The following is a 22,404-nucleotide window of genomic DNA, read 5'->3' as shown; positions in this document are numbered from 1 at the left end:
TGCCGCCTGAAGAAGGGATCATGATCATGAAACGCTCCGCCATCAACGACATCATCCGCGACGCCGACGCCTTCATCCGTTCGTTCGGCTACATCATGCCGCCCTTCGCCTACTGGTCGCCGGAAGAGATGAAGGCGCACCGGCAGGATTCGTCGGCCATCTTCTCGTCGCGGCTTGGCTGGGACATCACCGATTACGGCCAGGGCAAGTTCGACGAGCTCGGCCTGTTCCTGTTCACCGTACGCAACGGCCGCTACGAGGACATGAAGAAGGGCATGGGCATGCTCTATGCCGAAAAGATCATGATCTCGCGCAAGGATCAGCTGTCGCCGATGCACCGCCACAATATCAAGGCCGAGGACATCATCAACCGTGGCGGCGGCAAGCTGGTGCTGGAGCTGTTCATGCATGACCGCGATGGCGGCATCGATCCGAAGGCCGAAGTATCGGTGCCTGTCGACGGAACCATCTACAGACTGCCTGCGGGTGGATTGCTGAAGCTCGACCCAGGCCAGAGCGTGACGCTGCTGCCGGGCGTCTGGCACGCCTTCTGGGCCGAGGGCAAGGACGTGCTGATCGGCGAGGTCTCGACCGTCAATGACGATCTCACCGACAACGTTTTTCGCGAGCCGATCGGCCGCTTCGCGGACATCGACGAGGACACAGCACCGCTGCACCTCTTGGTGTCCGATTACGAGAAGTGGGTGGGCTAGGGCAGGAGGTGGCGCTGGTCGGAAATGCCGAAACCGATAGCTAGGAGTCCCAATTCAGCTGCTGCAAAAATGTCCGAAAACCGATTGTGCTGTCACTGAATTCGCTCGTGCTATGCAGTGAAAAAACGATATCCACCGTGGGCGGCGCTTCTATTCTCACTATTATTAAACGCACTCCGTCATCCAGGATCTCAACGCCCGTTTCTCGTTTCCAATTTCCGCCCACTTGCTGAAGTCTGGGGGAGGAATCGTCGAATTGCTCTCGCATCGATTCGTCGTTTGGAAAGGGAGTGTCGGTGAGGCTGCTGAATTCTTCCCAGGACCCAGAGACCGCCGCCTGAATTGCGCGATCTATCCTGGATTCCTCAATCGCGCTAATTTTGACCTGCATCTCGTCCCTCCTCCGGTCTAACGCTGATGCTTGTCGGCCCTGCGGTTGCCCAGCAGGAGCTTGCGTTCGAGATGCGCCCGCAACTCCCCATAATACGCCGTCAGGAATGCGCGTGCGTCATGGGCTTGTGGTGCCGCGCCGATCTTGCGTCCGATCGTTTCGGCCACCGTCCGCAGGGCGAAATAGTCGTCGCGGCGCAGCACCTCCTCCAGCTTGTGGAGTTCGGCAATCCCGTAGGCATCGAGCTGGGTGTGGCTGAACCGGAACGCGCCGGCCGCCGGATCCTGTCGTGCCGACAGGTCTTCAAGCAAGGCGCGCTTCGGCGCCTCGACCACCCAGGTCCCTGCCAACAGGTCGCCAATCCGCATGCGGTCTCGATTGAACAGCGGGAACAAGGCAAACAGCAGCGTCCACACCAGTCCGAACACCGTCGTCAGCGTGTCGGCGAGGTCGGTCCCGCTGCGTCCGGCGATGATCGACAGCGGCAGGAACACCTCGATCTCGCGCATCAGGTTGCGGGCAATGACCTGGTCGATCGACAGGCCGTCGCCACTGCGCGACGCGACCCGGATGCCGACGATCCGCTTGCCGGGCGTAGACGCGCGCCGGCCTGCTTCGAAGGCGATGAAGTAGGCGTTGCGCAGAAAGAAGATCAGGATGATCCAGACGACGAAGAGCGGCTGAAACCCCTCGCTGCCAAGGCCTCCCACTCCGAACAGCGCGACGATCGTGATCACGATTGCAGCCACGGCGATGAACACGACGTCGAGAAGGAAGGCGGAGGCCCGCGTGCCGGCGTCGGCGAGCCTAATCCGGAGATCGACGCCTTCGGGCGTGATCAGCGGCCGTACGGCCGCGAAGGCGGCGCGCCTACCGAGCGCCATGCCGCACCGCCCGGAACAGGTAGAAATAGCCGAGCCACAGCGCCAGCATGCCACCGCCAATGGCGTAGCGCGTGACGTCGCTGGTGATGGTCTGCCTGCCAATTCCCTCGAGCAGCCCGGCAAACAGCAGCATGACCGAGACCCCGACCATGGCGTTCGCGGCAATGCGTCCGGCACGAGCCGCTGCCGCCATGCGTGTCAATTCGCCGGGAAAGGCGATGCTGGTGCCGATGCGCATGCCGGCCGCGCCGGCCAAAGCGATCGCGAACAATTCGGTGGTGCCGTGGATGGCCAGCCAACCGCCGAGCTCCATGCCAAGTCCCTTGGACCAGTAGACTTGGAACAACGCCCCGATCATGCAGCCGTTGAACAGCATCAGCAGCACTGTCGGCACCGCGAAGGCGAAGCCAAGGGCGAAGGCCAGGATTGAGACCTGGACGTTGTGCGTGAACAGATAGGCGGCAAAGCCTGAGAGAAAGCCATTGTCGCCATCATAAAGCATGTTGCGCAGCAGTTCGGCCGACGTGTCGGGGCCGCGGCCTCCTGCCAGTCCGGGTGGGATGATCGCGTCGAACCAGCTCTTGTCGGATGCCACCAGCCAGGCGCCTGCACCAATGCCGATCACCATCAGCGCGACCGACGCCAATGTCTCGCGCCACAGGTCGCGAATGGCCTCGGGCCAGTCGTGCAGGAAGAAATCGGCGAGGCGCTGCCGCAGCCCGCGACGCGCGCCGTAGAGATAGAAATAACCGCGCAGCGACAGCGCTTCGAGATAGCCGACCAGCGCATTGTCGAGCGAGGTTGCGCGCGCCACTGACAGGGAAGACAACGCCGATCGATAGAGCAGGGGCAGCGACAGCAGCTCCTCTTCGGAAAGCGTCCGCGGCGCACGCTTCTCGACACGCGCCAGCAGCGCCTCGAATGCCTTCCAGTCGGCCTCGCGCTCGCGGCGGAAGCTGGCCAGCGACTGGCGTACCGCGTCGCCACGTGCAGCATTGTCGACGACTGGCGCCGTCACAGCAAGTCCTCCTGCTTGAACTGCAGATAGCGCTCGACCAGCGCGGGACCCAGCCGATTGTGGTCGGCTTCAATCACATGCGCCCCGAGCAGGCGCAGCCGGCCGATGACGACCTGCCTTTCGCGCAAAAGCCCTCCGGCGACGACCGCGCGGGCAACGTCCTCGCCGGAGCGTGGCGGCATATCGGCCAGGCCCTCCAGTTCGGTGTCCTTCATCAGCATGAACAGCACGAGATGCCGTTCGGTGAGCCGGCCCACGGTGCGCAGCATCAATTCCGCGCTGATCGGATCGACGAAATCGGTGAAGATGATGACGAGCGAGCGGCGGTCGAGCCGCGCCGCGAGCGTCGTCAGCGCCAGCGTGAAATTGGTCTCCTCGCTGGAATAGTCGATCTCCGCCGCTCGTTTCTGGATCATCGCAAAGTTGGCGGGGCCGCGTACCGCGCCGCTCGAAACGCGCGGCCTTGCATCGAAGCCGAACAGGCTGACCATATCGCCGCCCTTCAGCGCGATGAACGCCGACAGCAAGGCGGCCGTCACAGCCCGGTCCACCTTAGGCATACCGTCGACCGGCTCGCACATCAGGCGTCCGCTATCGATGGCCAGCACGATGTTGTTGTTCTCCTCGATGCGGAACTCGCGCGCCAACAGCTTGCCGTGGCGGGCGCTGCGCTTCCAGTCGATCATCCGCCGGCCCATGCCCGGCTGGTAATCCTTGAGCGCGTCGAACTCGCGGCCTTGACCGGCGCGGCGCTGCGCATGGCCTTCGGCAAGCGCCGCATGTTGCAGCAGCGTGATCGCCTCGCCGCGAGCGCTGCTGACGTCGGGCAGCACCGCAATCTTGCTTTCCACCGGCAGGACGACCTGGTTCCAGACCAGCCCAAACGGCCCGCGCCAGCGCACCCAGAGACGGTCGAAGCTGGCGACGCCGCGCCGCAGCGCCTGGAAGCGGAGGTTGAGCGACCCGCCTCTGGCGGTCGGCTGCAAGGCCCCGCCGCTGCCGCTCACCGGCGCCAGACGCGCATCGTGGCCGACGCGAGCCTCGGCGGCGCGCGGCCCCGAGTGACGAGCGGTGATTTGCACGCCGAATTCCCCACCGACACCGACCTGCTGCGGCGCATCGATGCTGGCATTCAGCGATGCCCGTCCGCGTCCCGCCGCGGCATCCACCGCCAGGAAGGCAAGCAGCAGGCAACTCCACAGCAATCCCAGATACCAGAAGGACGGCAATGCCAGCGCGACCAGGAAGGCCGGCACCGCGCCGGCAGCAGTTGCCCACACCGCTCGGCCGCTGGGATAGATCAACGTGGTGCTTCCGTCTGGTCGACCAGGTCGGAGACGATCTGCTCGACCAGGCGGCCGTCGATCTGGGCGGCAGGCGAAAGGATGACGCGATGGCGCAGTGCCGGCACCGCCAGCGCCTTGACGTCGTCGGGGATCACATAGGCGCGTCCGTCCAGCGCCGCCCGGGCACGCGCCGCCCGCGCCAGCATGGCGCCGGCGCGCGGGCTGGCTCCGACTTCCAGATCGGCATTTTCGCGCGTAGCCCGAACCAGCGCCGCTATGTAGCCGACAACATCGTCGACAAGGGTGACGGAGCCGACGACTTCAAGGGCCTCCTGCAGCGTCTCGCGGTCTGTCTGCGCCTTGATGCCGTATTGCGCGATCTCGTGCGAGGCGGAGCCGCCGCCGTGATGGACGATGATGGCCCGTTCTTCTTCGGGGCCGGGATAGCTGACGCGGTGCTTGAACAGGAAGCGGTCGAGCTGCGCCTCCGGCAGCGGATAGACACCCTGGTGCTCGATTGGATTCTGGGTCGCGACGACCATGAAGTTGCGGCCGAGCGAATGCGTGGTGCCGTCGAAGGTGACCGCATGTTCCTGCATCGCCTCGAGCAGTGCGGCCTGCGTCTTGGGCGGCGTGCGGTTGATTTCGTCGGCAAGCAGGAGATCGCAGAAGATCGGGCCGCGCGTCAGCGTGAACTGCCCGGTCTGGAAGTTGTAGATGTTCGACCCGACGATATCGCCGGGCATCAGGTCCGGCGTGAACTGGATCCGCCCGTAGGCGATCCCAAGCGCCTGGGCGAAGCAGCGTGCGGTCATGGTCTTGGCCGTGCCGGGAGGACCTTCGAGCAGGATATGCCCGCCCGCAAACAAGGCGGTCAGCATCAGGTCGACTGTATCGTGCTGCCCGGTAATCGCCTTGGCAACTTCTTCCCTGATCCGTGTCGCCAGGGCCTTCACATCATCGACGTTCACCGAGCCTCCTTGCCGTCCAGTCGTGCAGCCGCTCTGCTGCCTGTTGCATCTGCGTCAGGTTCTTCGCCTCGCCGGCGGCTTGCGAACGCGTCGCAAAGCCGCCAGCTTGCCCCTTATCGCGAGAGTCGAGCCAGCGGTCGAGCGCTTTGCCTTGCAGTCCGTGCGGTGCCCCGAGCAGCGCGCCGGCGCGCACCCGCATCAAGGCCGCATAGCGGCCTCCCAGCTCGTCCAGCCGGCCGGCACGCCGCATGAGCATCGCCGTGGTATCGACCAGCGCACGCTTGCCGAAGGCAATCGCACGCTGGTCGGCGCGCGCCGGGCCGAACCGGCCAAGGCCATGCAGGAACGCCAGGGCCGCCGCGATCAGGATCGTCAGTGTCAGGGCCAGGAACGGCGGCTCGACCAGAAGCTTGGCCAGATCATACTTCCGCCCCGCGCCGTGCAGCGTCAGATCGAACATCACCGGACCGTCGTCGGGCTGGAGCAAGGCAATCAGCCCGAGCGCGGCTGCTGCCTTTTCGGGATCCTTGAGGGCGGCGTTGTTGATTAGGTCGGGGTCAGTCAGGATATAGAACGGCTTGTCGTCTAGTTCGGTAAGCACGGCCTTGTCATTGCCGGCTGCGATGAGAGGGTACTTGTCGGCCACCCACTGCAATTCTTCGGGTGCGGCAACCATGTTGCCTTCGATGTCGAGTTGCTTTGCCGTGCTCTGGCCGGCACCGATCTTCGCATCGGCGATGCGGCCAAGCCATTCGTTCACCACCGAACCGGGCAATCGCCCGAATTTCATGTTCCAGCCTTCATGCCCCTGCAGCGGCAGGATCTGCCATTTGGGCAGCACGAAGAGCGTGTTCTGGTCCTGGCGAAGATTGAGGATGCGGTCGAGCGCCTCCTGGTCGCTGTCGGGCGAGATGGTGACGATCAGCAGTATATCTCTGGCAAGATCATCTTCGGTCCGCGCCATCAAGGGCGCTTCACCGGTGAGCCGCAGCCATTCCACCAGACCGGCGTAGCCGACGCCGCTCTTCGACAGCGGCGTGGCGCCGCCATTGCGGGGTTGCCGGAAATCGGGAGCATAGGTGGACAGCAGGAAGAAACCGGCCGCCGCAAGCAGGCTGGCGAAAATCCCCCAAAACAGTGTCTTTCGATTGAACGGCTCCTGCGCCTCGACCGCCGGTGCGCTCACGTCCAGGCATCCCGGAACGCGAAACGTTCATAAGCGCCGCGTGCTTGCCGCCAGCCTTCCGCGCCAACCGGCCGGCGCGCGAACAGCGCCGCCTCGACGATGCGGGCGATCTCGGTAAACGCATGGCGTGCCCTTCCCGGCAGGGAAGGGGCATTGGCGATGTCGCGCGCGGTGAGCGACGGGCGCAGGAAGTCCGGCAGCCGGCCGGCAATATCGGCGACGCTGCGCCGAAGCAAAAGGTGAACCGCCTCGTCATAGTCGCCGCGTGCGGCCAACGCATCCGCTTGCAACAACAGGATCTGCGCGGCGCCCGCGTCTGGGCGCCAGGCTTCTTCGTCTTCGACTTCGGGCCGCGCGCGCTGCCACGGCAGCCGCCAGGCGATGCCTTTCACCTCGAGGAAGACCAAAAGCAGGATGATTGCGACGCTCGATATCACCGCCCCCCAGAACAGATAGATCATGTAGGGACCGAGCCACGACAAAAAATCCTGCAGCGGTTTCAGCCACTCGGGCGGCTTCGGCGGCACATATGCCGGCAGGTCGAACTGGATCGACTCATCGGCGATCAGCTGCTTGTGCAGATTGGTCAGCCGTTCGGCTTCCGCTGTGCCTGGCTGTGCCAACGCCACCCGCTCCCCTGCAACCTGTGGTTCCCAGCCGACACTGACAATGCAGCACAAGAATTGCAAGTGGGCTGGACGGCGACCGTCAATCTTGGCAGAATTACTGTTAGGGCGCCGTGATACTGTTACGGCGAAACACGGGGGGAAATCATGGCTTCAACGACACTGGAACGGCCTGAGAAATTCGAGATCGGCAGGGTGTTCAATAACAGCTTCGCCGTGATCGGCCGCAACATCGGCTTGTGCGTTGGGCTCGCGCTCCTGTTTTCAGGCTTGCCGGCGATTATTCTTCGGCTGTGGAGCCAACCGCAAATAGATGCGGTTCTGCATGGCGACCCCGGCGCCGCGGCCGATCCCTCTATGGTGTTTCAGAATTCATGGATTACGGTTATTACGGGATTGCTATCGTTCGTTTTCGCGCTGCTGCTCCAGTCGGCGCTGGTGCGGGCGACGATCGAGGACTTGAACGGCAAGCGGCCGACGTTTGGCGACTGCATTCAGATAGCCATCCGCAATTTACTGCCGACCCTTGGTATTGGCCTGCTCGTCGGCCTGGGTGCGGGCCTGGCGTCGATAGCCTTGCTGGTTCCCGGCATCATCTTGTGGCTCGGATGGTGCGTGGCAGTGCCGGTTCTGATTCAGGAGCGGCTTGGCGTGTTCGGTTCGATGTCGCGCAGCCGTGTGCTGACCAAGGGCAACCGCTGGCCGCTATTTGGCCTGTTCTTGATCCTGATGGTCATCGCGATGGTCATCCAGTGGGTAATGCTGGCAGTCATCGTCATGTTTGGCGGGATCATTGCAGATGTGTTGGCAGCCTTGGTGTCGACCGTACTGTCGATGGTGCTGTCGGTGGCCACGGCGGTCAGCTATGTCGAGCTGCGTCAGGTCAAGGAAGGCACCAGCGTCGAAGAACTGTCGCAAATCTTCTCGTAGCGATCGTTCGCTCCGGCTTTTCACCGACGGCTCGGCTCTCGCGTTGCGCTCGAGCAGCCGAGCTTGTTCACAAAGCCTTGTCTGCGCCGGTAACGCTGTGGCCAGCCGCTTCGCCCATTCCTCGATGCCGGAGCGGCCCGCCAGCAGGTCCTGCCTGATCTCGATCAGGACGGCGGGAATGCCGCGATCGTCGCCATGGACCGGTATGGCGTAGTCGCCGTCGCGGCTGATCACGTAGGGGTCGTTTGCCGCGACATTGAGCGCACCGTCGATGTTCAGGCCGGCAAGCACTGCCTGGCCGAACTCGATTGCCTGGTCGTAAAGGACGCCGGCGTGCCAGGGCCTGCCAACACCGAGGAAGACCCGGGTGAAGGAATGAATCGTCGCGATCCGCGTCGCTCTGCCCTGCTTTGCCCGGTTGTCGAGATGGGCGGCCACGCGGTCATGAAACGGCGCGAACATGATTTCGGCACGCCGGCTTCGTTCCTCCGGATCGAGGCCGACATTGCCGGGGATGTCCGTGTCCTCCGATTGCACCGGAATGCTGCCGCTGGAATCAAGCGGCCGTCCTCGGTCAGGCTTTGGATGATGGTGTGGACCACCTCGACGCCGTTGGTCCGCGCCGCCGCCAGCAGGCGCTCCTGGTTGGGGATCGTTTGCGACGCCGTCTGCCGGTAGAAATAGTGGTCGGGACCGCGCTCCGGATGCGCCGGATCGGCCCCGGGTTCCAGCCAGACGCGCTGCATGTCGACCAGCAGCAGCGCGGTTTCGCCGGCCCGGAACGGCTCGTTTCGTTTTGGCAGTGATGGCGTCATGCTTGGGGGTCCTGTGTTGCTGACTACAATCCGGCTGATTTAGCTGATTTTGGTCCACGCGTCCTGCGTGGCGGACACACTTATTGGGAGTATTCGAAGTCGCTAATTTGAGTTAAACTTTGTGTTTGGGCGTGGAGACGGGGGTCTCTGTCATGATCGATTCAGACGTGTTCGACTTTGTCGAACGCTGCAGGAAGCACACAGCTACCGGGCCGCTGCTAGGCGACCTGCTCGAAACCGTGCGAAATCTCGGCTTCGAGCACCTGATCCTGAGCGGTGTGCCGCTCGGTGGCCAGAAGCTTGCACCGATGGTTGAACTGAATGGCTGGCCGGCCGGCTGGTTCGAGCGCTATGTCGAGGCCGAGCATGCGGCGGTTGATGGTGTTTGCATCTACTCGGCAAAGACTTTGAAGCCGTTCCTGTGGTCCGAAGTCCCGGCAAAGTGGTCGGATACGGAGGGCTCGCGACGCGTCGCCGGCGAGGCGACGGAGTTCGGCATCTGTAGCGGCTTCGCCGTACCGATGCTCAGCGTTCACCATTGGCAATCCGTGCTGTCGTTTGCCTCTTCCGCGAAGGCCTGCACCCTGTCGCCGCGCCATCAAGTGCAACTGGTGACGATGGCGGTCTACGCGGGCATGTCGATCCAGGCCTTGGCCAATGACGATGACGACCATGAGGGCGTGCTGACCGACCGCGAAAAAGAAGTGCTCTTGTGGGCCGCGGCCGGCAAGACCTCGTCGGAAACCTCGCAGATCCTTGGCCTGACCGAGCGCACGGTCAAATGGCACTCGACACGGGCTCGCGAGGCTTTTGGCGTCGCAACGACCACGCAGGCGGTCGTCGAAGCGGTGCGCCGGCGCCTGATCCATCCCTAAGCGCGTCAACTGTCCCATCGGACAGGTGACGTATATTAGCGCGACTGCGAGTATCCCTTTGAGAACGATCGGGGGATCGCGCCATGATAACGGCCCACGTAGTCAATGCGCATAACAAGCATCTCTATGAAAACGAATTCGACGAGTTTCTGCGCCGCCGGCACGATTTCTTCGTGCACCAGAAACATTGGCGCCCTCCGAGCCCGGACGGTCGCGAGCTAGACCAATTCGATACCGACGCGGCGACTTACCTGCTGGGTATCGCAGATGGTCGCGTGGTGACTTCGGCTCGATTGATCCCAACGAGCGAGCCGCATATGGTCTCGGAGGTTTTTTCTCACATGTGCGAAAAATCGGGCGTCCCGAGGCGTCCCGATTGGGCCGAATGGACGCGCACATTCGTCGTTCCCGACAAGCGCATCGCAGGGCTGCGCGGCACGCTCACACAACTGTGCTGCGCGGTGATGGAATACGCTCTCGACGAGGGCCTCGGCGCCGTCGGCGGCATCCAGGAAACCTACTTCATGCCACACCATGGCGCGCTCAAATGGCGGGCCGAGCCGTTGGGCATGGCCAGGGAAGAAAACGGCGAGTGGTACATCGTCGCGTATATCGATGTGAACGAGGCGGCACTCGCGAGTGTGCGGAAGATCTTGGGGATTGGGCGTTCGTTGCTGGTTCGGCGTGGGAGGCAGGTGCCGTTTATCGATCACAAAAGAAGCCTGTGGCAGGCAGCTTCATGAGCAGGGTATTCTTGAGTTCCTCAAAAGGAGCATCAGCATGTTAAATCGCGCAACGTTTCTGAGTAGTGTTTTCCTTATGGTTACGCCTTATGCTCACGCGCAAAACCCGTCATATTGCAGCGTGGCCTTGACAGAAAAAGCCTACGATAAAATTTCGTCAAACATAAATTCCACGCTTGCGTTTTCTACAAGAGATGATTTGTGTAGCAGAGAATACAGCAATGTGGGAGAGGCGCAGTCTACAGCAAGAAATAGTGGTTTTAGCTTGGGATACAAGCTACTTTCAATTGATGCCTCGGACGCAAAACAGTCGTCAACTGGTCGTTGGAACATATCAGAGACTACGTTCTGCAAGTCTACAGCATCTGATCTAAAATCGGCATTTTCTGGGGACTATGAGTCAGTTGTAGCGAGCATTGCTGTTAAGTCTTGGCTCGAATGCGTGCGCCAGTCTTCTGAAAATGCGTTATATATTGAATACACTGTATCTAAGGATGGACAAGATTTTGCAGGAACGCTACGTGTGACAGCAAATACGGGTTCTTTGAATAGGCAAATTACCGGTATTTCGGTTGTCGGAAGAGCAAAAAATTCAGTTAAATGCAATATTGGTGGAATAGTTTATGAGCCTGGTGACCCTCCGTCGAACCCCATAAATGTTGAAACTGCCGGGACCGCTATAGCTTGCGAGAAAGCGGGCGACGAAGGTGTACGAATAGCGTTACAGACCTCTGGTGGCTCAACTCCCTTCATCACACTGCCAAGCGTCAGCGATCTGAAATTTAGTGAGTCGGAAAAACTGATGCAGGAAACGGTGAGAATCGGTGAAGCAGTAGTTAGAACTGAAATCCGAATTCAGTCACTAGAAGGATTTACAACAAGCTTGTCAAAGATACAGTTGTATAAGTGCCCGAAGGCGACAAATCATTATGCGCCTGGTGGTTGGGCGACATTTGGGTGTGTTGGTCAAATTAGTTCAGAGAATATTTGTACAAGCTACACTTATGTCAGCGGTAGAGGTCATGTTGCAGATGAAAAACCATGTGCTCCAATAACGTTGATGTCTCAGTAAAAATTTAGTGAGCGGTGCTATTGCAGTAAGCCTAGCCAAGCACTGCCTTTTTCGGATGGCTCTGAACCCTCCGTTGCAATCCCCTTCATCCGCATTCCGGTGACAGTGCACTATTTTCTTTCCGCTGCCTGCCTCGTTTTCCCGGTTTCACGGCTTTGCCGATTTGCCCGGCGATGCTCGGCCCACGGGTGCATCGAAAACGGCGACATCGGCGACGCGGCAATACTCGATGAGCAGTTCTTGTGGAACACATAGTCTTCGGACGTGAAAACACTTTGGCTCGCCCGGACGGTGCTGGGGGATGCGGCGGACCGGGAACGCGGGCAAGGTGCACCATGCGGCGGAGGCGACATGGTAAAAAGTGCACTCACCGTAATTCTGATCTATACTCCGGACACCAGCCCGAACGCCTACGGCAAGGCGGATGAAGCGCTTGATAGAGTTCTCTTTTTAGTCATGTGGCGATGTTAAGATGTTAGCCTCCGACCTAACGAAATTCATCGAGCAGGATCATCTGGCTCTGGATGCCTTCGTAAAGGGCGATCCTGAGCCCTTGAAAAACCTCTACTCGCGACAGGACGACGTCATTATTGCCAATCCCTTTGGCCCGCCGGCGAAGGGATGGAGAAAGGCCGCTGAGACCATGGAACGGGCCGCCACCAATTACCGGCACGGCAAGGCCATCGGATTTGAGCGCATCTCGGAGTATGCGACAGCCGACTTAGGATACATCATCGAGGTCGAGCGGTTCCAATCCAAGGTCGGTGGTGGCAACAAACTGGTGCCGATTGCGCTTCGAGTCACCACCATATTCCGGCGCGAGGAAGGCGCGTGGAGGATCGTCCTTCGTCATGCCGATCCGATAACCTCGGCACGCCCGCCGACGTCCATTGTCGGGGAGTAGAAGGGTTGCCGGAGAGGTTTTAGGAATTACGGTGACAGTCCGCTATTTTCTTTTCGCCGCGCGCCTCGTTCCGGGTTCTCACGGCTTTGCCGATTTGCCCGGCGATGCTCTCGGCCCACGGGTGCATCGAAAACCGCGACATCGGCGACGCGGCAATATTCGATGAGCAGTTCTTGTGGAACACATAGTCTTCGGACGTGAAAACACTTTGGTTCGCCGGTACGGTGCTGGGGGTGCGGCAGACCGGAAACGCCGGCAAGGTGCACCATGCGGCGGCGGCGGCATGGTAAAAAGTGCACTCACCGTAATTCTGATCTATACTCCGGATACCAGCGCGAACGCCTACGGCAAGGCGAAGGGCGGATGAAGCGCGTGATAGAGTTCTCTTTTCAGTCATGTGGCGATGTTAAGATGTTAGCCTCCGACCTGACGAAATTTATCGAGCAGGATCATCTGGCTCTGGATGCCTTCGTAAAGGGCGATCCTGAGCCCTTGAAAAATCTCTACTCGCGACAGGACGACGTCACTATTGCCAATCCCTTTGGCCCGCCGGCGAAGGGATGGAGAAAGGCCGCTGAGACCATGGAACGGGCCGCCACCAATTACCGGCACGGCAAGGCCATCGGCTTTGAGCGCATCTCGGAGTATGCGACTGCCGACTTGGGATACATCATCGAGGTCGAGCGGTTCCAATCCAAGGTCGGTGGTGGCAACAAACTGGTGCCGATTGCGCTTCGAGTCACCACCATATTCCGGCGCGAGGAAGGCGCGTGGAGGATCGTCCTTCGTCATGCCGATCCGATAACCTCGGCACGCCCGCCGACGTCCATTGTCGGGGAGTAGAAGGGTTGGCGGAGAGGTTTTAGGAATTACGGTGGCGGTGCACTAATTTCTTTTCGCCGCGTGCCTCGTTTTCCGGTCTCTCACGGCTTTGCCGATTTGCTCGGCGATGCTCTCGGCCCACGGGTGCATCGAAAACCGCGACATCGGCGACGCGGCAATGCTCGATGAGCAGTTCTTGTGGAACACCTCGGACGTGAAAACACTTTGGCTCGCCCGTACGGTGCCGGGGGATGCGACAGACCGGGAACGCGGGCAAGGTGCACCAGCAACTTTTGGCTGTGGTAGGTAAGGAGACAGGCGGCTAGACTTCGATCCAGTCCTCACCTGTGGCCGCAATACCCCAAGGATATATCAAATCGAACGCGGTTAGCGCTCTCGCCAAGCTGGCGCCAGGTGCCAAAAAATCCACGTAGGACCAACCTATTCCGGGACCGCTGCGCCAAACTCTCAGAGTGCCACCTTGCCAACGACCGGCGTACGCATGTTCACCCACGGTCACAATGTTATCCAATGCATCGTTCGCAGGCACCATCGAACCACCGCCAGATGCCCCAAATCGGAATGCCGACTGCTGACCATCAACGGTCATGCAATCGTGGCTAGCCTTGAAATCGAATAGGCGCGTGCTATCTGCCGCGCCCTTCAATTCAGCGTTCGCCTGCGGGGGATGCCAGAGAGTTACATGTAATCCCTCGCTGACCAGGGACTTGATGAGAGGAACAAAATCGGAATCGGCCGCAAACAGTGTTGCCTTCGATATGTTGCCTCGGAAAGCGTGGGTCATCATATCAACTGCTAGTCTAACATCGACGCCTTTTTGTCGCTTATCAGCCCCTACGATTTGCCCAAGTGCAAGGTGGACACGATCCAGCGCCTGAATTTTCGCAAGGCGATCGTAGTCTGGCTGCACACGAGCTTCATACGCGCCCTGGGCTTCTCCATGCGCCTTGCCCGGAACAGCATCGTAAAAGAAGATCTTGTCGTATGCCCCACTTGCCATCGCTGGGACATACGGTTGATAGGCGATCGCATCCCCAAATAAATCCTGACAAATCTTCCTGACGCTTGCTCGCAGGCAACCACCGTCGACAAAAAGGTATTCTCGCTCCTTGGTGCATGGCCCCCTCCAAAGATCATCGCACCTTCATCCCCTATGAGTTGCCAAATTCGACCTATCGCGCACGTGGTAGGAGTGCCGCCTTCTGTCCGCAATAGGTCGTGGGCTGAAATTCAAACTGAGGCACCCCGATCCGGTAGTGTCTCAGTTGGATTTTTGAGAAGGCGGGCTAAACCACAAGCGCAAACATGTGAATGCGCAGGCCCCCGCAATCGCGCCAGCGTTACTGCCCGCATGCTCCTTGGTGAGCGCGAATCCGATGAGCGAACCAATGATCGATAGTGAAACGATGCCCATGACCCAGATTATCAAAACACGCATCTCGCCCTCTTCCCTTGTCTATTTGGCTGTCATCAACCGACAAGCAAGCTCGCGCTCATGCCACCGCGTGGCGAACGTGTCCGACACTTCGAACCAACTTCCATCGTTGCCCGCGCCATGGTTGACCCCCATGCATGAGCATTCGCACTCATGGCCGGTAGCATTCATGCAGGCCGGCGCGCATTTTTCTTGTTCGCGGTAGGGCTGGATCGCGTAGAGGCTTTTGTAGCGCACGAGTGCTTGATTAACGAAGTTGTTGAACCATGACTTTGGCAATTCCCAATACGATCCGCCGTGCATCCACACGGCGTAAGACTTCCCAAGGCTGTTGATCGACTTCCGGTTGTCACCGGCCTTTGGCAACCTTACCCTCAGTTTTTCGTGCCAGCCATCCCTACGCAAGATGACTGGAATTGCCTGCTGGTTCCAAATTTCATCTAGTCTTCCGGCATTCATTGTAGTCGCCTCCCTGCCTTCGCTAATTTGGTTCAAGCAGCGCTAAGGTGCAATGCAGGCGTGCATCAAAACCATGCATCCAGCATCGCGCGAGGGAAGAGTAGCTAATGATCCGGTTATGCGCCGGAAAACTGGTCCGGTTGCGATTTCCGAACTTCTGCTAAGCAGCTATTTTTATTTAATAAAAGAAGACTGGCTGGGGAACCTGGATTCGAACCAGGACTAACGGAGTCAGAGTCCGTGGGTCTACCGTTAACCTATTCCCCAGCAGGCGCGGCTGTTGAAAACCGCGCGGCAGGGCGACGATGTCGCCGCGCGGCCCTTGTAGCCGCCGCCGGAAAAGAGTCAACCCTGTGTCTGGGTTCAATCGTCGTCTTCCCGCGCCTTCAATTCTCGCTGCGGCTGTATTGCGAGTGCTCGAAATACAGCACCACGCCGAGCGCGATCAGCAGCGGGATGATCAGGTAGAACAGCCGGAACACCAGGAGCGCCGCCAGTACGCCGACCTGGTCCATATGTGACAAGCCCGCAAGGAACACCACCTCGAACACGCCGAGCCCGCCCGGCGCATGCGAGATCTGCGCGATCGAGAACGACACCAGGAAGACGCCGAGCACGACGAAATAGCCGGGATTGCCGGTGGCGGGCAGGGCGAAGAAGATGATCGCCGCCGCCGCCAGCAGCTCGATCGGGCCGACCAGCAATTGCCGCGCCACAATCGGCAGCGCCGGGTAGTGCAACTGGAAGCTGCCGATCCTGAGTGGTCTCAGATGCAGCCAGCTGCCGAAGACATAGGCCGCCACCACCAGCAGCATGGCAAGGCCGGCCGCCTGCGCCAGCCGGTGATGCGGCGTGCCGGAAAACCGGTCGATCACCTCAGGCTCGAGCAGCAGGACGATGCTTGAGACGAACAGTGTCGACAGCACGAAGGTGATCCAGCAGATCGCCACCAGAACGCCGACATCCTGGCCGGTCAGGCCCTTGGTGCCGTAGGCGCGGTAACGGATCACCGCGCCGGAAAACACCGATCCGCCGATATTGTGCGACAGCGCGTAGGTGGTGAACGAGCAGAAGGTGACGAAGAGCCACGACACTTTTTTGCCGATGTGCAGAAGCGCGATGTGGTCGTAGCCGGCGAGCGAGGCATAGGCGACGACCGAGCTCAGCGCCGCGAGCACCCAGCCGCGCGCCGGGATGGCGACGATGCCGTCCCAGACATCGTCGAGCGAGATGCCGCGCAATTCGTGCAGCAACAGCCACAGCGAGAACACCACCGCGGCGATCCCGATGACGGGCCAGAAATAGCGGCTCCAGTTCATTACCTGACGATCATGCGTTGCAGCCCGTACCCGTTTTCCGGTTCGCAGCAGGAAAACCGCCGGCGGTCCCGAATGGTTCATTTCAGAAATGCCTCATTGAAGCCGGCTATTCAACCGGGAACGCTCGTCATCATCGGGCCGAGGGCAGGGCGAGACAACGCCGTCGGCAAAATTCGGCCCTTGCACTCTTGGTGATCCGGCCCGGCGCTGATAGTCTGGCCGCAACTTGAACATGTAAAAGCGCCTGCTGCGTCCGGTCTCCGGTTCGCGCGGCGCCGGAAGGAACGACAGTGGAAGACCACGAAGCCGGCGCTGGTGCGCCGGAAGTGGGCGTGTCCAGGGGTTCGCCGCCGCCATCCGGCCAGGCAAACCCAGCCGCCGGACGCTACGGCCGTCAGATGCAGCCCCGGTCCGGCAATGGACAGGCTGGCGACACGTCCCACGATCACAAGGGTCAGAACGGCCCGCATCAGAACGGCAAACCCAAGAAGCGGCGCAAGCGGCGGCGCGGGCGCAAGGTTTTCGCACGCGACGAGGCTCGTCCGGTGATAACAGGCACTTCGGTGCCCGCCGCCGGCGGGGCCCCGGCCGCTCGCCAGCCCCAGCCAGCGGCTTCGATCGCGCCCCAGTCCTCGATCGCGCAATCGGCTTCAATCGCGCAATTGCCTCCAGCCTTGCCAAGGCCGGGGCAAGGTGCCCGCACGCCGCCACCGCTGCAGGAATTGCCGGTGTTTGCCGCGCTCGACCTCGGCACCAACAATTGCCGCCTGCTGGTCGCGGTGCCGACGCGTCATGGCCAGTTCCGCGTCATCGACGCTTTCTCGCGCATCGTCAGGCTGGGTGAGGGGCTCACCGCCAATGGCCGGCTCGGCGAGGCTGCAATGGATCGCGCGGTCGAAGCGCTGAAGATCTGCGGCGACAAATTGCGCAATCGCAAGGTCAGGAAGGCCAGGCTGATCGCTACCGAGGCCTGCCGCACCGCCGCCAACGGCGTCGAGTTCCTCGAACGCGTCGAGCGCGAGGCCGGCCTGAAGCTCGAGATCATCGACCGCCAGACCGAGGCGCGGCTGGCGGTGTCGGGCTGCGGCTCGCTGGTCGAGCGCGACACGCAAGGCGTCGTGCTGTTCGACATCGGCGGCGGCTCGTCCGAAATCGCGCTGATCGACCTTACCGGCCAGCGCTCGCCAAGGCTCGCCAACCATATCGTCTCGTGGACGTCGCTGCCGGTCGGCGTCGTCTCGCTGGCCGAGCGTTTTGGCGGCCGCACGGTGACGCGCGAGATCTTTGGCGCCATGGTCGACGATGTCGCAATGCGGCTGCGCGCCTTCGACGGGCGCGACCGGCTGAGCCACCTCCTGTCCAGCCCGAAATTCCATCTGCTCGGCACCTCGGGCACAGTGACGACGCTGGCCGGCGTCCACCTCGATCTCGAACGTTACGACCGCCGCCGCGTCGACGGGTTGTGGATGGATCGCGACAGCGTCGACCGCATGGTCGAAAAGCTGGTCGGCTGGGATTTCCAGCAGCGCGTCGCCAACCCTTGCATCGGCGCCGACCGCGCCGACCTGGTTCTGGCCGGCTGCGCCATATTGGAGGCGATCCGCGCCGTCTGGCCGTCCGAACGGCTGCGTGTCGCCGACCGCGGCCTGCGCGAGGGCATACTGAGCGAGTTGATGGCCGATGACGGCGTCTGGCGCAACAGCGGGCGAGGCAGAGCATGATCCCGAAAAGTGGCTGCCGGTTTTCGGACAAGATCATGCTCAAACAAGTAATCAAGCAATGACCAAAAAACCGGAAAGACCGAGCTCCGCCGGCATTCGCGTGCTGAAGACGAAGATCAAGAAGAAAAGCGGCTTGAAGGAATCGTCGCGCCGTTGGTTGCAGCGCCACATCAACGATCCCTATGTCCAGCGCTCGAAGGCCGACGGCTATCGCTCGCGCGCCGCCTACAAGCTGATCGAGATCGACGACAAGCACCATTTGCTCAAGCCCGGCATGAAGGTGATCGACCTTGGTGCGGCACCCGGCGGCTGGTGCCAGGTCGCCGCCGCACGTACCAAATCTACCGCGGAACACCCGAACGTCGTCGGCATCGATTACCTGGAGATGGACGCGGTGCCGGGCGCGCCGGTGCTGCTGATGGATTTCCTCGATCCGCAGGCGCCGGAGAAGCTGGCCCAGACGTTGGGCGGCCAGCCCGACATCGTGCTCTCCGACATGGCCGCACCGACCACCGGCCACAAACGGACCGACCACATCCGCACCATGCATCTTTGCGAGGTGGCGGCCGATTTCGCGCTGTCGGTATTGAAGCCTGGCGGACATTTCCTCGCCAAGACGTTTCAGGGCGGCGCCGAGAACGAATTGCTGGCGAGACTCAAGCGGAATTTCCGCTCGGTCCATCACGTCAAGCCGCCGGCCTCACGCGACGAATCGGTGGAGCTGTATTTGCTGGCGAAGGATTTTAAGGGCGGAAACGGCACAGCGTAAAAGTCGCTCTGTAGCGATCCTTCGCACCCCCCTCTGTCCTGCCGGACATCTCCCCCTCAAGGGGGGAGATCGGATGTCATCGCGGCCTTCGCAAACCTTCGACCGTGAAGAGTGAGTGCAGTGCCGAAGCTGCCAATCTCCCTCCTTGAGGGGGAGATGGCCGGCAGGCCAGAGGGGGGTGCCGTCCCGCCGGCGGTGGAGGGCGCCACTCCTCAACTCCCCGGCGGGCTCACCGGCTCCAGCGTCTTCGGCGGCGTCAACCGGCCATGTCCAGACACGGCATTGCCGGCGTCCGGCGCCAGCCGCATGAACGACAGCGAGGCTGCCGCCGACACCGCCGCTACGATGAAGAAGGCGGTGTGGAAGTCGCTCAGCGTCAGCGGGCCGCCATGGATATTGGTCGACACTTCCAGGATGCCGCCGGCCAGCGCCACGCCGAGTGCGATCGCCAACTGCTGGAACACCGCCGTGATCGGCGTGGCCTTGCTGGTGTCGGCGGCCGAAATCTCGGCGTAGGCAAGCGCATTGATGCCGGTGAAGAACATCGACCGGATGAAGCCCCCGGCGAGCAGCATGGCGAGGATCAGCCCATAGGGCGTGTCGGGTGTGAACAGGCCGTTGATGGCGATGGACGCGGCTGCGATGAGCGAGCCTGAAATCAGCACCCGGCGGAAGCCGGCGACCCTGAAGATCAGGGCAGTGACGAATTTCATGCCTATCGCGCCGATCGCCGAGACGAAGGTGATCATGCCGGACTGGAACGGCGTCAGCCCGAAACCGATCTGGAACATCAGCGGCAACAGGAAAGGTACGGCACCAATGCCGATGCGGAACAGTCCGCCGCCGAGCACCGACGAGCGGAACACCCGATTGCGAAACAGCTCGAGCGCCAGCAGCGGATTCTTGGCGCGGCGCGCGTGCAGCAGGTAAAGCACCGCCGATGTCAGCCCGACGGCAACGGTGATAAAGCCGGCAACGGGCGGCAGAGCCGGCAGGCTGACCACCGACAGGCCGAACACAATGCCCGATGCCGCCAGCCCGCTCAGCACGAAACCGATGAGATCGAGCGGCGGCGTCTGCGCGGCGTCGGTCTTCGGCAGGAAACGCGTGGCCAACCAGATGCCGATCAGCCCGATCGGCACATTGATCAGAAAAATCCAGTGCCAGGAGAAATAGGTCGTGATGAAGCCGCCGACCGGCGGGCCGACCAGCGGGCCGACCAGAGCCGGGACAGTCAGCCACGACATGGCGGCGACGAGCTCGCTTTTCGGCGTCGCGCGTACCAGCACCAGGCGTCCGACCGGCGTCATCATGGCGCCGCCAATGCCTTGCAGGAAACGTGACACCACGAAAGCCGGCAGCGAATTGGAAATGGCGCACGCGACCGAACCGACGATGAACACGGCGATCGCGGCACGGAAGACATTCTTGGCGCCGAAGCGGTCGGCCATCCAGCCGCTGATCGGAATGAAAATCGCCAGCGATACAAGATAGGCGGTCAGCGCCAGCTTGAGTGCGATCGGGCTGGTGTGGATGTCGATGGCGATCGCCGGCAACGATGTCGCAATGACGGTCGAATCCATGTTTTCCATGAATAGAGCGACCGCCAGGATAAGCGGAATGGTGCGGTTCACGATGGATCCGGCCTTGAAATGTGCGTCGCGATTGCTTGCTGGCCCTGGGGGCCAAACCGACAGGTAGGGCGGTTATCATGGCTTGGCCCGGATGTCGCATTAATTTGCTGTCACGTTTGTGCGACCGCAAGTCCCGCAGCCCCTGAGGCAAAATGCAGCTTCGCCACTACACAACCATCGGCTTTTCAACGGCCACGGGACGTGTTACGAGCCAGCGCCAATCCTGAAAGGGAAGAAGACGAGTCGGCGCTGTCCATCAGGGCGAGCGCCTTTCCTGCATTCCGAGGGCTGGCCATGGCAAAAATCATCGAGACGTCCACCGGCGCATTGGCGCTGACCTTTGACGACGTGCTGCTGCAGCCGGGTCATTCCGAGATCATGCCCGGCGAGACCGACATCCGCACCCGCATCGCCGGCGACATCGACCTCAACGTGCCGATCCTGTCGGCCGCCATGGACACGGTCACCGAGGCGCGACTCGCCATCGCCATGGCCCAGGCCGGCGGCATAGGCGTCATCCACCGCAATTTCTCGCCGGCCGAACAGGCCGAGCAGGTGCGGCAGGTGAAGAAATTCGAATCCGGCATGGTGGTCAACCCTGTCACCATCGGTCCCGAGGCGACGCTTGCCGATGCGCTGGGTCTGATGCGCACCTACAGCATTTCGGGCATTCCGGTGGTCGAGAACGGCGGCACCGGCGGCCACACGGTCGACCGGCTCGTCGGCATCCTGACCAACCGCGACGTCCGCTTCGCGTCCGATCCGGCGCAAAAGGTCTATGAGCTGATGACCCGCGAGAACCTGATCACGGTCAAGGAGAACGTCGATCAGGACGAGGCCAAGCGGCTGCTCCATCAGCACCGCATCGAGAAGCTGGTTGTGGTCGATCGGGACGGCAATTGCGTCGGGCTGATCACGGTCAAGGACATCGAGAAGTCGCAGCTCAACCCGCACGCCACCAAGGATGCGCAGGGGCGCTTGCGCGCCGCCGCCGCCACCAGTGTCGGCGATGACGGTTTCGAGCGGGCCGAGCGCCTCATCGACGCCGGCGTCGACCTTCTGGTGATCGACACCGCGCACGGTCATTCGCAGCGCGTTCTGGATGCCGTGACGCGGGCCAAGAAGCTGTCCAACTCGGTTCGCATCCTGGCCGGCAACGTCGCCACCGCGGAAGGCACCTTGGCGCTGATCGATGCCGGCGCCGACGCGGTCAAGGTCGGCATCGGACCAGGCTCCATCTGCACCACCCGCATCGTCGCCGGCGTCGGCGTGCCGCAGCTCTCGGCAATCATGTCGGCAGTCGAGACGGCGCAGAAATCGGGCGTTTCGGTCATTGCCGATGGCGGCATCAAATATTCGGGCGATCTCGCCAAGGCGCTGGCCGCCGGGGCCAGCGCGGCGATGATTGGCTCGCTGCTGGCCGGCACCGACGAGAGCCCCGGCGAGGTCTATCTGCATCAGGGCCGCTCCTTCAAAGCCTATCGCGGCATGGGTTCGGTCGGCGCGATGGCGCGCGGCTCCGCCGATCGGTATTTCCAGGCCGAGGTGCGCGACACGCTGAAACTGGTCCCCGAAGGCATCGAAGGGCAGGTGCCGTACAAAGGACCTGTGTCTGGCGTGCTGCACCAGCTTGCAGGCGGCCTGAAAGCCGCTATGGGTTATGTCGGTGGCCGCGACCTTGCCGATTTCCGCGAGCGCGCCACTTTTGTGCGGATATCCAATGCCGGACTTCGTGAAAGCCACGCCCATGACGTCACGATTACCCGCGAAAGCCCGAATTATCCTGGCGGAGCCTGATCGCCATGCGTCT

The 22,404-nt window shown here is 61.6% G+C and carries 21 protein-coding genes, 1 tRNA gene and 2 pseudogenes; 10 read left to right on the top strand and 14 right to left on the bottom strand.

Annotation, left to right across the window (positions count from 1 at the left end; translation table 11 throughout):
- The first annotated feature begins 26 nt into the window (after positions 1–26).
- A complete protein-coding gene (locus NKJ84_RS11605; protein ID WP_352506555.1) occupies positions 27–713 on the top strand; it encodes a D-lyxose/D-mannose family sugar isomerase in 687 nt (228 codons plus the stop codon).
- Positions 714–753: 40 nt separating this feature from the next.
- Here the strand turns inward: NKJ84_RS11605 and NKJ84_RS11600 are convergent, their stop codons facing one another.
- The 7 genes from NKJ84_RS11600 to NKJ84_RS11570 are packed head-to-tail and all read right to left on the bottom strand — an operon-like array spanning position 754 to position 7,078.
- On the bottom strand, positions 754–1,104 hold the full coding sequence (locus NKJ84_RS11600) for a hypothetical protein (RefSeq protein ID WP_352506554.1): 351 nt from the start codon (positions 1,102–1,104) through the stop codon (positions 754–756).
- Between the two features lie 17 nt (positions 1,105–1,121).
- On the bottom strand, positions 1,122–1,988 hold the full coding sequence (locus NKJ84_RS11595; protein ID WP_352506553.1) for an RDD family protein: 867 nt from the start codon (positions 1,986–1,988) through the stop codon (positions 1,122–1,124).
- Positions 1,975–3,006: a stage II sporulation protein M gene (locus tag NKJ84_RS11590; protein WP_352506552.1), complete on the bottom strand. Its 1,032-nt coding sequence runs from the start codon at positions 3,004–3,006 to the stop codon at positions 1,975–1,977. Before NKJ84_RS11590 ends, NKJ84_RS11595 begins: the two co-directional genes overlap by 14 nt.
- Positions 3,003–4,310, bottom strand: coding sequence for a DUF58 domain-containing protein (locus NKJ84_RS11585; RefSeq protein WP_352506551.1), 1,308 nt, complete (start codon positions 4,308–4,310; stop codon positions 3,003–3,005). The genes NKJ84_RS11590 and NKJ84_RS11585 overlap by 4 nt, the downstream gene beginning before the upstream one ends.
- The gene (locus NKJ84_RS11580) at positions 4,307–5,263 is read right to left on the bottom strand and encodes an AAA family ATPase (protein ID WP_352506550.1); all 957 of its coding nucleotides are present in this window, start codon (positions 5,261–5,263) and stop codon (positions 4,307–4,309) included. The genes NKJ84_RS11585 and NKJ84_RS11580 overlap by 4 nt, the downstream gene beginning before the upstream one ends.
- Positions 5,250–6,449 (bottom strand): DUF4350 domain-containing protein, encoded by a 1,200-nt coding sequence (locus NKJ84_RS11575; protein ID WP_352506549.1) that lies wholly within the window; start codon positions 6,447–6,449, stop codon positions 5,250–5,252. Before NKJ84_RS11575 ends, NKJ84_RS11580 begins: the two co-directional genes overlap by 14 nt.
- On the bottom strand, positions 6,446–7,078 hold the full coding sequence (locus NKJ84_RS11570) for a DUF4129 domain-containing protein (protein WP_352506548.1): 633 nt from the start codon (positions 7,076–7,078) through the stop codon (positions 6,446–6,448). Before NKJ84_RS11570 ends, NKJ84_RS11575 begins: the two co-directional genes overlap by 4 nt.
- Positions 7,079–7,270: 192 nt before the next feature.
- On the opposite strand from NKJ84_RS11570, the gene NKJ84_RS11565 reads away from it, so the two are divergent.
- Positions 7,271–8,005 (top strand): hypothetical protein, encoded by a 735-nt coding sequence (locus NKJ84_RS11565; protein ID WP_352506547.1) that lies wholly within the window; start codon positions 7,271–7,273, stop codon positions 8,003–8,005.
- Positions 8,006–8,206: 201 nt separating this feature from the next.
- Here the strand turns inward: NKJ84_RS11565 and NKJ84_RS11560 are convergent.
- Positions 8,207–8,542: pseudogene (locus tag NKJ84_RS11560) on the bottom strand (N-formylglutamate amidohydrolase); the annotation flags it as partial.
- A 23-nt stretch (positions 8,543–8,565) separates the two neighbouring features.
- Positions 8,566–8,820, bottom strand: a pseudogene (locus tag NKJ84_RS11555) (isochorismatase family protein); the annotation flags it as partial.
- 152 nt (positions 8,821–8,972) lie between these two features.
- On the opposite strand from NKJ84_RS11555, the gene NKJ84_RS11550 reads away from it, so the two are divergent.
- From NKJ84_RS11550 to NKJ84_RS11530, 5 genes are all read left to right on the top strand, one after another.
- The gene (locus tag NKJ84_RS11550) at positions 8,973–9,695 is read left to right on the top strand and encodes a LuxR family transcriptional regulator (protein ID WP_352506546.1); all 723 of its coding nucleotides are present in this window, start codon (positions 8,973–8,975) and stop codon (positions 9,693–9,695) included.
- Positions 9,696–9,778: 83 nt separating this feature from the next.
- The gene (locus tag NKJ84_RS11545; RefSeq protein WP_352506545.1) at positions 9,779–10,438 is read left to right on the top strand and encodes an acyl-homoserine-lactone synthase; all 660 of its coding nucleotides are present in this window, start codon (positions 9,779–9,781) and stop codon (positions 10,436–10,438) included.
- A gap of 37 nt (positions 10,439–10,475) precedes the next feature.
- Positions 10,476–11,510: a hypothetical protein gene (locus tag NKJ84_RS11540; RefSeq protein ID WP_352506544.1), complete on the top strand. Its 1,035-nt coding sequence runs from the start codon at positions 10,476–10,478 to the stop codon at positions 11,508–11,510.
- Positions 11,511–11,982: 472 nt separating this feature from the next.
- Positions 11,983–12,414 carry a YybH family protein gene (locus tag NKJ84_RS11535; protein ID WP_023674442.1) on the top strand — a complete coding sequence of 144 codons (432 nt, stop codon included), beginning with the start codon at positions 11,983–11,985 and terminating at the stop codon, positions 12,412–12,414.
- Positions 12,415–12,777: 363 nt separating this feature from the next.
- Complete coding sequence (locus tag NKJ84_RS11530; protein ID WP_352506543.1) at positions 12,778–13,257, top strand: YybH family protein; 480 nt, start codon at positions 12,778–12,780, stop codon at positions 13,255–13,257.
- Positions 13,258–13,558: 301 nt separating this feature from the next.
- Here NKJ84_RS11530 and NKJ84_RS11525 read toward each other — a convergent pair whose 3' ends face one another.
- From NKJ84_RS11525 to NKJ84_RS11510, 4 genes are all read right to left on the bottom strand, one after another.
- On the bottom strand, positions 13,559–14,257 hold the full coding sequence (locus tag NKJ84_RS11525; RefSeq protein ID WP_352506542.1) for an NYN domain-containing protein: 699 nt from the start codon (positions 14,255–14,257) through the stop codon (positions 13,559–13,561).
- A 456-nt stretch (positions 14,258–14,713) separates the two neighbouring features.
- Positions 14,714–15,151, bottom strand: a complete 438-nt coding sequence (locus tag NKJ84_RS11520; protein ID WP_352506541.1) for a hypothetical protein — start codon at positions 15,149–15,151, stop codon at positions 14,714–14,716.
- Positions 15,152–15,344: 193 nt separating this feature from the next.
- A tRNA-Gln gene (locus NKJ84_RS11515) sits at positions 15,345–15,418 on the bottom strand.
- 119 nt (positions 15,419–15,537) lie between these two features.
- Positions 15,538–16,470 carry a lysylphosphatidylglycerol synthase domain-containing protein gene (locus NKJ84_RS11510; RefSeq protein WP_352506572.1) on the bottom strand — a complete coding sequence of 311 codons (933 nt, stop codon included), beginning with the start codon at positions 16,468–16,470 and terminating at the stop codon, positions 15,538–15,540.
- A gap of 290 nt (positions 16,471–16,760) precedes the next feature.
- Here NKJ84_RS11510 and NKJ84_RS11505 point away from each other — a divergent pair, with 290 nt between their 5' ends.
- Positions 16,761–18,191, top strand: a complete 1,431-nt coding sequence (locus NKJ84_RS11505; RefSeq protein ID WP_352506540.1) for a Ppx/GppA phosphatase family protein — start codon at positions 16,761–16,763, stop codon at positions 18,189–18,191.
- A gap of 58 nt (positions 18,192–18,249) precedes the next feature.
- Positions 18,250–18,960 carry an RlmE family RNA methyltransferase gene (locus NKJ84_RS11500; RefSeq protein ID WP_352506539.1) on the top strand — a complete coding sequence of 237 codons (711 nt, stop codon included), beginning with the start codon at positions 18,250–18,252 and terminating at the stop codon, positions 18,958–18,960.
- Between the two features lie 212 nt (positions 18,961–19,172).
- Here the strand turns inward: NKJ84_RS11500 and NKJ84_RS11495 are convergent, their stop codons facing one another.
- Positions 19,173–20,594, bottom strand: coding sequence for an MFS transporter (locus NKJ84_RS11495; RefSeq protein ID WP_352506538.1), 1,422 nt, complete (start codon positions 20,592–20,594; stop codon positions 19,173–19,175).
- Between the two features lie 294 nt (positions 20,595–20,888).
- On the opposite strand from NKJ84_RS11495, the gene guaB reads away from it, so the two are divergent.
- Positions 20,889–22,391, top strand: coding sequence for an IMP dehydrogenase (gene guaB / locus NKJ84_RS11490; RefSeq protein ID WP_352506537.1), 1,503 nt, complete (start codon positions 20,889–20,891; stop codon positions 22,389–22,391).
- The last annotated feature ends 13 nt before the right edge of the window (positions 22,392–22,404 follow it).

Source organism: Mesorhizobium sp. M0048 (assembly GCF_040323405.1).
In the GTDB taxonomy this organism is placed as follows: domain Bacteria; phylum Pseudomonadota; class Alphaproteobacteria; order Rhizobiales; family Rhizobiaceae; genus Mesorhizobium.
This window is presented reverse-complemented; position numbering and strand designations above follow the sequence as displayed.